Annotated in this window: 12 protein-coding genes; 9 read left to right on the forward strand and 3 right to left on the reverse strand. The window is 36.0% G+C overall.

The genetic code is table 11. The features are described from left to right. Positions 1 to 6: 6 nt before the first annotated feature. The 6 genes from ACE1OF_RS12600 (at position 7) to ACE1OF_RS12625 (ending at position 6,337) form a co-directional block, all read left to right on the forward strand. Positions 7 to 267 (forward strand): cytochrome C oxidase subunit IV family protein, encoded by a 261-nt coding sequence (locus tag ACE1OF_RS12600; protein WP_448894923.1) that lies wholly within the window; start codon positions 7 to 9, stop codon positions 265 to 267. Between the two features lie 37 nt (positions 268 to 304). Next, on the forward strand, positions 305 to 673 hold the full coding sequence (locus ACE1OF_RS12605) for a hypothetical protein (protein WP_448894924.1): 369 nt from the start codon (positions 305 to 307) through the stop codon (positions 671 to 673). 113 nt (positions 674 to 786) lie between these two features. Further along, positions 787 to 2,634, forward strand: a complete 1,848-nt coding sequence (locus ACE1OF_RS12610) for a VWA domain-containing protein (RefSeq protein WP_448894926.1) — start codon at positions 787 to 789, stop codon at positions 2,632 to 2,634. Positions 2,635 to 2,644: 10 nt separating this feature from the next. Further along, on the forward strand, positions 2,645 to 2,839 hold the full coding sequence (locus tag ACE1OF_RS12615) for a DnrP protein (protein ID WP_448894927.1): 195 nt from the start codon (positions 2,645 to 2,647) through the stop codon (positions 2,837 to 2,839). A 233-nt stretch (positions 2,840 to 3,072) separates the two neighbouring features. Next, entirely contained in the window at positions 3,073 to 5,466 is a 2,394-nt protein-coding gene (locus ACE1OF_RS12620; RefSeq protein ID WP_448894928.1) for a phosphoketolase family protein, read from the forward strand. 250 nt (positions 5,467 to 5,716) lie between these two features. Continuing rightward, positions 5,717 to 6,337, forward strand: a complete 621-nt coding sequence (locus ACE1OF_RS12625) for an HvfX family Cu-binding RiPP maturation protein (RefSeq protein ID WP_448894929.1) — start codon at positions 5,717 to 5,719, stop codon at positions 6,335 to 6,337. 76 nt (positions 6,338 to 6,413) lie between these two features. Here the strand turns inward: ACE1OF_RS12625 and yfaE are convergent, their stop codons facing one another. The 3 genes from yfaE to nrdA all read right to left on the reverse strand — a co-directional run bounded on the left by yfaE (position 6,414) and on the right by nrdA (position 10,285). After that, positions 6,414 to 6,698, reverse strand: a complete 285-nt coding sequence (yfaE, locus tag ACE1OF_RS12630; RefSeq protein WP_448894930.1) for a class I ribonucleotide reductase maintenance protein YfaE — start codon at positions 6,696 to 6,698, stop codon at positions 6,414 to 6,416. A gap of 20 nt (positions 6,699 to 6,718) precedes the next feature. Next, the gene (nrdB, locus tag ACE1OF_RS12635) at positions 6,719 to 7,849 is read right to left on the reverse strand and encodes a class Ia ribonucleoside-diphosphate reductase subunit beta (RefSeq protein ID WP_448894932.1); all 1,131 of its coding nucleotides are present in this window, start codon (positions 7,847 to 7,849) and stop codon (positions 6,719 to 6,721) included. Positions 7,850 to 8,014: 165 nt separating this feature from the next. Beyond that, the gene (gene nrdA / locus ACE1OF_RS12640; RefSeq protein WP_448894933.1) at positions 8,015 to 10,285 is read right to left on the reverse strand and encodes a class 1a ribonucleoside-diphosphate reductase subunit alpha; all 2,271 of its coding nucleotides are present in this window, start codon (positions 10,283 to 10,285) and stop codon (positions 8,015 to 8,017) included. Between the two features lie 918 nt (positions 10,286 to 11,203). On the opposite strand from nrdA, the gene ACE1OF_RS12645 reads away from it, so the two are divergent. The 3 genes from ACE1OF_RS12645 to cydX all read left to right on the forward strand — a co-directional run bounded on the left by ACE1OF_RS12645 (position 11,204) and on the right by cydX (position 14,150). Further along, positions 11,204 to 12,790, forward strand: a complete 1,587-nt coding sequence (locus ACE1OF_RS12645; RefSeq protein WP_448894934.1) for a cytochrome ubiquinol oxidase subunit I — start codon at positions 11,204 to 11,206, stop codon at positions 12,788 to 12,790. A gap of 11 nt (positions 12,791 to 12,801) precedes the next feature. Then, entirely contained in the window at positions 12,802 to 13,956 is a 1,155-nt protein-coding gene (cydB, locus tag ACE1OF_RS12650; RefSeq protein WP_448894935.1) for a cytochrome d ubiquinol oxidase subunit II, read from the forward strand. A gap of 68 nt (positions 13,957 to 14,024) precedes the next feature. Continuing rightward, a complete protein-coding gene (cydX, locus tag ACE1OF_RS12655; protein ID WP_448894937.1) occupies positions 14,025 to 14,150 on the forward strand; it encodes a cytochrome bd-I oxidase subunit CydX in 126 nt (41 codons plus the stop codon). Positions 14,151 to 14,208 lie beyond the last annotated feature (58 nt).

Below are 14,208 nucleotides of genomic sequence, written 5' to 3' on the forward strand. Positions count from 1 at the left end.
ATTAATATGAATAAAAAAAATACGTTAAGCTGGCTTTGGCTACTAGCTTTAACTATCCTTTCTGTTTATGTAGGTACAATATTTGAATCGTTTAATGCGCAAAAAAGCTTGTTTATTGGTGTTGTTTTATTTATTGTTTTTTTAAAAGGCCAGCAAATAATTGATGTTTTTATGGAGCTTAAACATGCGCCTAAACTGTGGCGACGATTATTATTAGGTTATGTTATTGTACTTCCTATTATAATAGGCATTATATATTTGGTATAAGTTCTTTATTCGGTATACATATATGGGGTAAGTAAACATGAAATCAAATGAAGACAACAAGCCAGCTATTATTTATCAATCCCTTTATTTATCTAATTTACTTCTTATTCCATTAGGCAGTTTTTTGCTTCTTGTGTATTACCTTTTTCAAAGTAAGTTAAATGGTGCTAAATCAAAAAAAATTTCAAATTATAATAAAATACACTTGATTCGCAGTATTCAAGTGTCAGCATTAGCAGGTTTAATGTTGGGGGTAGCGCCCATTTTTTATATATTTTTTTCAGACCAGTTTGATGTGTCAGTTATGATAACTGTTTTTTATTTTGTCACCTTGCATGCCTGCTTTGTATTGGTTGGTATGTTTAATTTAGCGCGCGCTATGGCACATAAACTGCCGATATTCTAATTTTCTCTTAAATACATGTAATGTACTTTAGTAATCTTGACCCAAATCACACACAGAGTGAGATCATTTGATACAATTGCTATATTACTTATTAATTAAATGGTTTTAGGCTTATGGAAGAATGGGTTGGTGGCCTATGGCACAAATATATTACGCGAAAGGCAAACCCTGAATTTGACCAAGCACGAGTATCTTTTGATGAAGTGAGCAAGTCAGTAGGTATGATCTTTCGTGCTTTGGGGGGGCATGCTGTTAAGCGTATTGAAGCTGCAACAGGACGAGAATATTTAAGCCGTAGAAGCTTCCTGCAAAAAATCTCTGGTGATACGCAACTGGTTAGCTTAGCTTGGCAAGATGAAGAAAGCTTACGTTTACCTGAATCACTTGCCCTATTTAATGACAAATCTTTAAATTATGATTTATATATTTGGCTAGCGGTTTTAGCTTCGCAGCATACTGGTCGCTTTTCACATTGGGCGACAGATAATCAACTATTAGTGGTTGATGTTTTAAAAAAATTCCCTGCATTACGTAACCGTTATACACGACTAGCGCAAGCTTTTGTGGCGAGTAGACCCGATGTAAACACATTGCCAGATGCTGAAAAAGAAATGGAACAAGCCATTGTTAATGCTATTGTAACGCCGGGTTCGGTAACTGAATTCCCCATGGTAAATTTTGCCCCTAAAGCTGTCTATTTATGGCTTTATCCATCATCTTCTTCAGATAATGTATTAATGCCTGAATATCAAGAGGTTGAAAGTGAAGGGGAGGATGAAGCAGAGAAAAAAAATTCAGTAAAAAAATCTCAAACTAGTCGCAAAGAAGCAGAGCGTGTTGATTCGCCTGATGAGCGCAACGGTATGATGATTTTTCGTCTTGAAAGTTTGTTTTCTTGGAGTGAATTCTCAAAACTTGATCGCGGTTGTGACGATAGCGATGATGATGAAGATATGTCAGGCACGGTAGAAGATCTTGATAAAATTACATTAGCAAAACAGCAAGAACAACAAAGAAGTGGGCAGATTAAAATAGATCTTGATTTACCATCAGCTTCAGAAGACGATATTCCTCTAGGTGAGGGAATAAAATTACCTGAATGGAATTATAAAAAGCAAACCTTAGAAGAAGACCGGTGCTTACTTCAGCCAATGCTACCAAAAGATGCTAAAGCTGAGAAACTACCTGTACGTTTACAAAAAATATCAAAACTTATTCAAGCACAATTTGAACAATTACGCAGTGTACGATATTGGTTAAAAGCCCAGCCTCAAGGTGAAGAAATTGATTTAAGTGCTTGGTTAGACTTTCATGTAGAAAGTAAAATAACCCCGAGTGCTGAAAAAGGCTTATTTAGATCTTTTCGGGGTAATAATCGTGATTTATCTTGTTTATTGCTGGCAGATTTATCCATGTCGACCGATGCACACTTAGATAATGACAACCGTGTTATTGATGTTGTACAAGACAGTTTATTATTATTTGGTGAGGCACTTCAATCAGTAGGCGACAATTTTGCTATGTATGGTTTTTCGTCTGTGAAACGACACAATGTTCGTTTTACAATGCTTAAAAACTTCAATGAAAATTACACTGATCACGTTAGAGGGCGCATTCAAGCAATTAAACCAGGGTTTTATACCCGTATGGGAGCAGCCATACGACAAGCAACGCAAGTTATTAATGAGCAAAAAAGTAGTGAAAAATTACTGCTCATTTTAACTGATGGTAAACCCAACGATATTGATCACTATGAAGGTCGTTTTGGTATAGAAGATACTCATAATGCTATTAACGAAGCGAAACGCCTTGGTATAAAACCTTTTTGTATAACCATAGATACAGATGCACAAGAATACCTACCTTATCTTTTTGGGGCTGATGGTTTTACTGTTATTTTAAGACCAGAACAATTACCTTTACGTTTGCCTCAGTTATATCATCAATTGACCTCTCAATAAGGAATTTAGGATGAATGAAGAAGTGAAAAAGTGCCTTTATTGTCAGGGTAAAAATAAAGCGACTGATAGCCACTGCCAACATTGTGGTATGGCATTGCCAGTAAAACATCCACATAGTAAACGCAGTAAAATTAAGTTTTTTGTTAAAGTGTTTTGGGCTATTGTTATTTTTTGTGTCATTATGATTTTTTATTTACCGAGGTAATAAAATTTAAGTCTGCTTAATGTTATTTGTGTGAATTATTTTCAAGTAATAGGATGTTTTTCTTTAGCTGTATTTTAATTTGCTTAACCATGCTAATAACAATGAAATATGGACAGAAACTAGTTCTATAACGCTTAAAAAATAAACGCACACATCATGCATATAATAGATGATTTACGAGTGATTATGTCGTATTGTTAAATGAATAGAAAATTATAATGTGTGGTGTTTAAATGGAAATTTCGAACAAAGTAAAGCAAAATACTAATCCACTTTCAGACAATGAATTACATCAACTTAACGCTTATTGGCAAGCTTGTAATTATATTGCCGCAGGCATGATCTTCCTTCAAAACAACCCTTTATTACAGCAACCTTTAGCCCGAGAACATATTAAAAAAAGGCTTTTAGGGCATTGGGGCGCTAGTCCTGGGTTGTCCTTTATGTATATTCACATGAATAGGCTTATCAACAAATATGACCTTGATGCCATATTTCTTGCAGGGCCAGGACATGGGGCGCCAGGTGTATTAGCACCTGTGTACTTAGAAGGTACTTATTCTGAAATTTATCCTGATGTGAGTTTAGACATTACTGGCATGAAACGACTTTTTAAACAGTTTTCATTTCCAGGAGGGATTGGTAGTCATTGTACTCCTGAACTACCGGGCTCTATTCATGAGGGAGGTGAACTTGGTTATAGTATATCTCATGCCTTTGGTGCGGCATTCGACAACCCAGATTTAATTGTAACAGTTGCTGTGGGAGACGGCGAGGCGGAGACAGGGCCTTTAGCAACGTCTTGGCATTCAAGTAAATTTATTAACCCTATTCGCGATGGGGCAGTTTTACCTATTTTACATTTGAATGGTTACAAGATAAATAATCCAACATTATTGTCACGAATTCCACACGACGAACTTGAAGCCTTATTTATTGGGTATGGCTGGAAACCCTACTTTGTCGAAGGGAATGATCCAACACTGATGCATCAAAGCATGGCAGAGGTAATGGAAAATTGCATTAAAGACATTCGTGCTCATCAAAAAGAGGCACGCACATCAGGTAAAGCATCACGTGTGCATTGGCCAATGATCATTTTACGTTCTCCTAAAGGTTGGACAGGACCAAAAGAGGTTAATGGCAATAAAGTAGAAGGGTTTTGGCGTGCGCATCAAGTGCCTTTAACAGGAGTACTTTCTGATACAGAACAATTTGCAATGTTAGAACAATGGTTAAAAAGCTATCAGCCCGATAGCTTATTTAATAAAACGGGACGGTTAATGCCTGAATTAGAGGCACTAGCACCCAAAGGCTTACGACGTATGAGTGCTAATCCTCATGCTAATGGCGGTTTAATAAAACGAAATTTACGGATGCCCGATTTTCAAAACTATGCCGCAAAAGTAGATAAACCTGCACAAACCAATGCAATGAACACTAGACCGTTAGGTGAAATGTTACGTGATATTATGCGGATGAATCATGATAATTTTCGAGTGTTTGGACCAGACGAAACATCATCAAATAAATTAGAAGCCATTTATGAAGTCAGTAAAAAGTTATGGTTATCTGAATATTTACCTGAAGATGATAATGGTGGAGAACTGAGTCCTGATGGTCGTGTTTTAGAAATGTTATCTGAGCATACTCTTGAAGGATGGTTTGAAGGTTATGTGCTAACTGGACGACATGGTTTTTTTGCTACCTATGAGGCTTTTGTGCATGTAATTGACTCTATGTTTAACCAACATGCGAAATGGTTGGCTATCAGCGAAAAATTGTCTTGGCGCGCACCTATTTCATCTATTAATTTATTAATTACTTCTACCGTTTGGCGTCAAGATCACAATGGTTTTACGCATCAAGATCCCGGTTTTTTAGATCTTGTTGTTAATAAAAATCCCGACGTTACCCGAATATATCTGCCGCCTGATGTTAATTGCTTACTTTCAACAGCAAATCATTGCTTGCGTAGTGAGAATGATATCAATGTGATTGTTTGTGATAAGCAATCACACGTACAATACCTTGATATGGATAGTGCCATTAAGCATTGTACTAAGGGTTTGGGAATATGGAGCTGGGCAAGTAATGACCAAGGTCATGAGCCTGATGTTGTCATGGTAGGATGCGGCGATATACCAACGAAAGAAGCGTTAGCAGCAACAGCCTTACTAAGAGAGCATTTTCGACAATTAAAAGTGCGTTTTATTAATGTGGTGGATTTGTTTCGTTTAACAAGTGAAACAGAGCATCCCCATGGTTTATCTGATAATGATTTTGATAGTTTATTTACTTTAGATAAGCCTATAATTTTTAACTTTCATGGATACCCTTGGTTAATCCATCGTTTAGCCTATAAACGCAATAATCATAAAAACCTGCATGTACGTGGCTATAAAGAAAAAGGCAATATAAACACACCGCTTGAGTTGGCGATTGAAAATCAAATTGACAGATTTAGTCTTGCCATAGATGTAATTAACCGTGTACCTAGCTTGAAAGTGGCTGGAGCACATGCAAAACAATTGTTTAGAGACCGTCAAATTGAATGCTGCCAATACGCCCATGAACACGGCGTAGACATACCCGAAGTTAATGATTGGGTTTGGCCTTATAGCTAAATTAAGCTTAATGTGAAACTGAAACTCAATAGTCAATACACTTAATTAGCGATAACCTACTATAAAAAGCATATTGTTGAATAATGGTGAGTTTACTAATCTAAGCAGACCGATTTTCAATAATATGTTCTTTCAAAAAGTTGTAACCTTTTTTCTTGGGTAGCATCAAATAATTACACTAACGAATATTTATCTAAAAATTACTATTTAATATATCGCTTTTTTAAATAGTTTTTGCAAGGAGTAAACTTTGAAATCATACTTAATAAAAATCCATACCTTACTAAATAAAACCCAGCAACTTGATTTTTTAGCACCTTTTATGTTGAGGATGTACTTAGTGCCTGTTTTTTGGATGGCAGGCACTAAGAAAGTTGAAGGCTTTGAGGGTATTGTTGAATGGTTTGGAAATACTGAGTGGGGTTTAGGTTTACCATTTCCTTTTTTGATGGCTATTTTGGCTACCGCGACTGAATTTTTTGGTGCGATAGCACTTTTTTTTGGCGTTGCCGTAAGATGGTTTTCAATTCCGTTGATGATTACTATGATTGTTGCCGCAGGAACAGTTCATTGGGACAACGGTTGGCAAGCTATAACTGACCCTAATGCGCCTTTTGCTAATGAACGCGTGATAGAAGCCTCAAATAAATTGGGGATTGTAAAAGAAGTATTACAAGAGCATACCAATTATGATTATATAACCTCTTCAGGTAGTGTTGTGATGTTAAATAATGGTATTGAGTTTTCTGTTACTTATTTTATTATGTTATTAGCTTTGTTGTTTATGGGCGCAGGACGTTATGTCAGTGTTGATTATTGGCTTGAGCGTGCTTTGTACAAAGAGCAAAAGGCGCTTTCCTCAAATGAATAACTAGTTTATTGCAAGTAAATTGAACCATGAAGTTAGGAGATAGCCGTGAGATAAGCATGTATTAAGCCTACCTTAGTTATTCAATGGTTAAACTAATATCTGTAATAGGTATACAACAGCAAGGTAAAATTTCATCTTCGCCTACATAAGCTAAAGGTTCGCCGTTGGGATAACTTACTTTTCCTGATGTTAATGTAACACGACAAGCACCACAAAATCCGTCTCTGCAATGATAATGCACTTCGATTTTAGCCTGCTCTAAACATTCTAATAGGGTTTGCTTCTTTTCCGTAAACGCTATTGTTTTTCCATTGGCGCTAATTTGTGGTGTTAGCTCCGAAGGCTTAGTTAAGGCAGGCATAACAGGGTATTAAAATACTATTATAAGTCAAAATCATCAAAGTCATCAGCTTCAATGCTCGAATCAACTTGTCCAACTAAGTAACTTGATATTTCAGTTTCTTGTGGGGCAACTTGTACATTATCACTGACTAAATACGCATTCATCCATGGTAGCGGGTTGCTTTTTATGTTGAACGGCGCATCAAAACCAATCGATATAAGACGTTGATTTGATATGTACTCAATGTATTGATTTAATATTTCAGCATTTAAGCCAATCATTGATCCATCTTTAAATAAATACTGAGCCCACTCTTTTTCTTGATCGACAACATCGAGGAATATTTGTAAACCTGCTTGACGCATGTCTTTACTGACTTCGGCCATTTCAGGATCATCTTTTCCTGACATCCAAAGATTCAATATATGTTGAGTACCCGTTAGGTGAAGTGCTTCATCACGTGCAATAAGTTTTATTATTTTTGCATTACCTTCAAGTAATTCTCGCTCAGCAAAAGCAAAAGAGCAGGCAAAACTTACGTAGAATCGTATTGCTTCAAGGGCATTAACAGAGCAAACAGCAAGGTATAAACGTTCTTTTAATTTTCGGGTGCTTACTGCAATTGTTTTTCCGTCAATCTCGTAACTCCCTTCACCTTGCGATTGTAATAATTGGGTTGTTAAAATCACGTCATCAAAGTATTTAGCAATGCTACTAGCGCGTTTTAAAATAGCAGGGTTAACGATGATATCATCAAAGACTTCGCCAGGTTCAGTAAATAAATTTCGGAGAATATGCGTATAAGAGCGTGAATGGATGGTTTCACTAAAGGCCCAGGTTTCTACCCATGTTTCAACTTCAGGTAAAGAAACTAAGGGGAGCAAAACAGCATTAACAGAACGTGCTGCCATTGAATCAAGCAGGGTTTGATATTTTAAATTTGAAATGAAAATATGTTTTTCAGATTCAGTTAATCCTTGCCAGTCAGATCTGTCTTTCGATACATCTACTTCTTCTGGGCGCCAAAAAAATGAAAGTTGTTTTTCAATTAATCGTTCAAAAGCAACATAGCGTTGTTGATCATAGCGAGATACGTTAACACTATTACCTAAAAACATAGGTTCGAGTAAAGCATTATTGGGTGTTTGATTAAACGTGGTGTACGTCATTAGCCATTTTTCCTTAATATATTGCTACTATTTTGTCTTTAAATTGCTCTTAAGATAGTGGGCAATAAAGAACCCAGTAACATGACTAGGTTCATATGATTTTATTGTTTGATTATTGTTTGATTATTGATTGTAAATTACTTGAGAAATATACCGTTTCAAGTATTAAATTTTACAAGCACCACCAGCACAACCATCATCTTCAACTTCTACGTCATCACTCGCGCCATCACGAGTGTTATGGTAATACATGGTTTTTACGCCAAGTTTGTAGGCAGTTAAAATATCTTTCAATATTTGTTTAACTGGCACTTTTCCACCTTCAAACTTTGCAGGATCATAGTTGGTATTGGCAGAAATAGTTTGGTCAACAAATTTTTGCATAATCCCTACAAGCTCTAAATAACCTTCATTACTCGGAATATTCCAAAGTAACTCATAGTTACCTTTAAGTTTTAAATATTCAGGCACAACTTGTTTTAGTACACCATCTTTACTTGCTTTAACACTAATTAAACCGCGTGGTGGTTCAATTCCGTTAGTTGCATTTGAAATTTGAGATGATGTTTCTGATGGCATTAATGCAGAAACGGTCGAGTTACGCACACCATGCTTTTGAATGCTTGTACGTAAAGACTCCCAATCTAAATGTAATGGTTCACCCGTGATATCATCAATAGTTTTTTTATAGGTATCAATAGGTAAAATACCTTGTGCAAGGCGTGTCTCATCAAATTTAGGGCAGGCACCTTGTTCTTTTGCTAATTCGTTAGTGGCCTTTAATAAATAGTATTGAATAGCTTCAAACGTTTTATGAGTTAAATTATTGGCACTACCATTTGAGTAATATAAGCCATTTTTTGCTAAATAATAGGCATAATTAATAACACCTATACCTAAAGTACGACGTGATAAGCTAGCATTACGTGCAGCAGGAATAGGGTAGTCTTGGTAATCAAGTAAACTATCAAGTGCACGTACGGCTAAATCAGCTAATGGCTCTAATTCATCAAGTGACTCTATTGCCCCTAAGTTGAATGCAGATAAGGTACACAATGCAATTTCACCTGATTCATCATTAACGTCGTTCATTGGCTTAGTAGGTAAAGCAATTTCTAAACATAAGTTACTTTGACGAATAGGCGCTTTACTAGGATCAAATGGACTATGTGTATTACAGTGATCAACATTTTGTAGATAGATTCGGCCTGTACTTGCACGTTCTTGGGCAAATAAGGTGAATAACTCAATAGCTTTAATACGCTTTTTACGAATTGAATCATCATTTTCATATTGAATATAAAGTGCTTCAAATTTTTCTTGATCTTCAAAGAAAGCATCGTAAAGTCCAGGCACATCGCTTGGGCTAAATAATGTAATATGACCACCTTTAATCAAACGTTGATACATAACTTTGTTAAATTGAACACCATAATCTAAATGGCGTACACGGTTTTCTTCAACACCACGGTTATTTTTAAGTACCAGTAAACTTTCTACTTCTAAATGCCACAGTGGGTAAAATAATGTTGCTGCGCCACCACGAACACCACCTTGTGAACAACTTTTAACGGCTGTTTGAAAGTGTTTGTAAAAGGGAATACAACCCGTGTGAAATGCTTCACCATTACGAATAGTACTACCTAATGCACGAATACGCCCAGCATTTACACCAATGCCAGCACGTTGAGAAACATATTTCACTATCGCACTTGACGCAGCATTTATGGAATCAAGCGAATCATCACATTCAATTAACACACAAGATGAAAACTGACGAGTTGGTGTACGAACCCCAGCCATAATCGGGGTAGGTAATGATATTTTAAAGGTTGATATGGCGTTATAAAAGCCTTCAACATAACTTAAGCGAGTTGCTTTGGGATATTTAGCAAATAAGCAGGCTGCGACTAAAATATACAGAAATTGTGCGCTTTCATAAATTTCACCGTTAACGCGGTTTTGTACAAGATATTTACCTTCAAGTTGTTTAACCGCAGCGTAGCTGAAATTTAGGTCACGGCTGTGATCTAAAAATAACGACATATGCTCAAAATCACTTTCGTCGTAATCTACTAATAAATGTTGGTCATACTTACCAGACTCAACCATATTAACAACATGTTTATAAAGAGAGGGGGGCTCAAATTGTCCATATGCCTTTTTACGCAGATGAAACACAGCAAGCCTAGCAGCTAAATATTGATAATCAGGGGTTTCTTCTGATATTAAATCAGCAGCGGCTTTGATAATAGTTTCATGAATATCCGCCGTTTTAATACCATCATAAAATTGAATATGTGATTTTAATTCAACTTGAGAAACTGACACATGCTCAAGGTTCTCAGCAGCCCAAGCGATAACTCGGTGAATTTTTTCTAAATCAATGGGTTCTTTTTCGCCATTCCGTTTGGTAACAAAAAGCTTATTATTCATGAAAGACCTGTGGTGTAAATTATGGTTGTTTTCTTTAGCATGAATAACATATGTTTTGCTAAAGAGTGTTTAATTAGTTCTACTTTCTAAATACTTTTAAAAAATATGCTAGTTATGTGGAGTACACAACATCTAGGGTTTTTTATAAAGATAGACACAAGATAGTGAGGTTTTGTCTTTATTGCAAGATATAAAAAGCGCTAAATTTTACTATAATTTTATTTGTCACCGTTAGGTTAGCAACGACTAACCTAGTAACGTTAAAAGCTTTAGTAACTTACCAAAATCAATCGTTTTTTGAAAAAAAATTTTTAAATGAAATTATTTTAATTAATTTTTACAAGTTTATATACTTATTAGTAATATATAAAATTATATCCTTATAAAACAGATGGTTATAATGTTGCTTTTAGTTTGAACAACTTGGGTAAAAAAGAGGCAGGCAAACAAATAATTTAATAATTTCTAAAGATCTTTGCTAACTAGGAAAGCTAATTAAAAGTTAGAAATTGAATTTACTTTCACTATATTATCAATCGTTTTTTCCGATTACACTAATCAGTTTTAATCATTGTAATTCTTGTGTTGTTAAGCTTGTATTTAAGTTATATTAAGTTTATCTAATTTAGTTGTTACTACTACACAATGTAAGGCGTAAGGCATAATAACGTAAGGTATGAATTATGGATGACGACTCAAAGAACACACTAGATTCTATCTTATTTTCAGTTATCGCTAATTACTATTGCGCTAACACTCATCGATTTCGTAAAAAGTGGTTGAATAACTGATGTTTTGATTACTTATTCAACAGTTAAGAAATGGTCGCTTTTTGATTAACACTTACAATATATATTTTTATTTCAAGCGTAAAAAAAAGTAGCACACAGCACAAGCATAGCAAGGAGATTTATTAATATGATCAGTGAAACTCTAGTTGAACTATCTCGGTGGCAGTTTGCTGTTACTGCGTTATTTCATTTTTTATTTGTTCCTTTAACTTTAGGGTTAACTTGGATTCTATTTATTATGGAAGCTGTCTTTGTTATGACTGGCCGCGAGATCTATCGTGACATGACAAAGTTTTGGGGAAAGTTGTTTGGTATTAACTTTGCCATTGGTGTTGCAACAGGCCTAACAATGGAATTTGAGTTTGGTACCAATTGGTCATATTACTCGCATTATGTTGGTGATGTCTTTGGTGCGCCACTAGCAATTGAAGGGTTAATGGCTTTTTTCCTTGAATCTACTTTCGTCGGGATGTTTTTCCTAGGGTGGGAACGTTTAAGTAAACGACAACATTTATTGGGCACTTTCCTGATGGCATTAGGTACAAACCTGTCAGCTTTATGGATATTAATAGCCAATGGTTGGATGCAAAACCCTGTAGGTAGTGAATTTAACTACCTAACTATGCGTATGGAGCTGGTTAGTTTTAGCGAAATTATATTTAACCCAGTTGCACAAGTTAAATTTATACATACCGTAGCAGGAGGGTATGTTGCAGGGGCAATGTTTGTTTTAAGTATTAGTAGTTATTATTTACTAAAAGGCAGAGACGTTGCCTTTGCCAAACGATCTTTCTCTGTTGCGGCAGGCTTTGGTATTGCTGCTATCCTTTCTGTCATATTATTGGGTGATGAATCGGGTTATGAAGTGGGTGAAGTACAAAGAGTAAAACTTGCCGCCATTGAAGCTGAATATCATACAGAAGAGGCACCAGCAGCGTTTACTATTGTGGGGATGCCTGACGATGAAGCCATGGAAACGCATTATGCAGTTAAAATTCCTTATGCTTTAGGGCTTATAGCTACTCGCTCGCTAGACGAAGAAGTGGTTGGTTTACGTGATTTACAAAAAGCACATGAACCTCGAATACGTAACGGTATGATCGCGTATGAGTATTTAGTTAAGTTACGCAATGGCGAAGAGACACCTGAAAATTTGGCTAGGTTTAATGAAACCAAGCATGATCTTGGGTATGGATTACTACTTAAGCGATATACTGAAAACGTTGTAGACGCCACTGAAGAGCAAATTCAAATGGCAGTTAAAGATTCTACACCGCCGGTGGCCCCTGTTTTTTGGGCATTTCGTATGATGGTTGCTTCAGGTTTTATAATGTTATTACTATTTGGTTTAGCTTTTTACTATAACGCTAAACGTCAAATTGAACAAAAACGTTGGTTACTTAAATCGATATTTTTTGCTTTACCTTTACCTTGGGTAGCTATTGAAACAGGTTGGTTTGTCGCTGAATTTGGGCGTCAACCATGGGCAATTAGTGAAGTGTTACCAACTTTCTTATCTACCTCAGATTTAGCTGTCGGTGATGTGTTATTTTCTCTTGTCGCTTTTATCATTGTTTATACTATTTTATTTATTATTGAAATGTACTTAATGGTTAAATTTGCTCGCTTAGGTCCAAGCGCATTACATACAGGACGCTATCATTTTGAGCAAGGTTCAGCATTAACTTCTGGTCTTCGCAGTCAGAATTTTTAAGGAGAAGTATTATGTTTGATTACGAAACATTAAAGTTTTTGTGGTGGGGTCTTATCGGTTTTCTGTTTATTGGCTTCGCAATTACTGATGGTATGGATATGGGCGTTGGAGGGTTATTACCCTTTGTTGCGAAAAAGGATGTTGAACGTCGGGTGGTGATTAATACGGTAGGTGCACATTGGGATGGCAACCAAGTTTGGCTTATTACAGCAGGAGCTTCGTTATTTGCTGCATGGCCACTAGTTTATGCTACAGCATTTAGCGGTTTTTATTTTGCCATGATGTTAACCTTATTCAGTTTGTTTTTACGCCCACTTGCTTTTGATTATCGTAGTAAAATTGAAACGCCAAAATGGCGGAATAATTGGGATAAAGCCTTATTTGTTGGCTCTATGGTACCGCCATTAGTTTTTGGTGTTGCTTTTGGTAACTTACTACAAGGTGTTCCGTTTGGGTTTGATTCATTAATGCGTGTAACCTACACAGGCTCATTTTTCTCATTATTTACACCGTTTACGCTGTTGACTGGTGTGGTAAGTGTGGCAATGGTGTTAATGCATGGTTCAACTTGGTTAGTTATGCGAACTGATGCGAATGTTGCGCAACGTGCCGTTAATATCGGTCGTATTGTCGCTATTGTTTTGTCGCTTGCTTTTTGTGGGGCGGGTGTAATGGTTTGGCAAAATATTGATGGTTACATAGTTACTAGTGTTATTGATACGATGGCACAGGCACAACCAAAAACAAAAGAAGTAACTATAGCTACGGGATCTTGGTTAAATAATTATGAAAGAACACCTATTTTGTGGTTAATTCCTGCTATGGGAATTGTTATGCCTTTATTTGTTTCGTATTTATTAGGTAAAAAGAATAAAACTACGTCAATCAAAGTGTTTGCTTTTGTCGGCAGCTCTTTAACTATTGTTAGTGTTATTTTGACCGCTGGTGTTGCTATGTTTCCGTTTGTTATGCCATCAAGTAGTCAACCAAACCATAGTTTATTAATGTGGGACGCGGTTTCTAGCGAAACAACATTAGGTCTTATGTTTATAGTTGTTGGCGTTTTTACGCCTATAATTCTTGGTTATACTTTGTGGTGTTATAAAAAAATGTGGCGCACGGTAACTATAGCTGAAATTGAGCAAAATAATCACACGGCCTATTAATACTGAATAAATACTATTAAGTAAGGTTAGTAAAGTGAATAAAATGGATACAAAAAGAGGAATATATTATGTGGTATTTTAGTTGGATATTGGGTGTATTACTCGCAGTGTCATTGGGGATTATCAATGTGATGTGGTACGAAATGCAACAGCATGTTGATAATGTTTCTAAAGATCAAAATAGCGATGATTAATTATTGATACCGACAAGTCGCCATATCGTAGAATGACAATATTTCAAACGCTGAAGTA

This window comes from Colwellia sp. E150_009 (genome assembly GCF_053543955.1).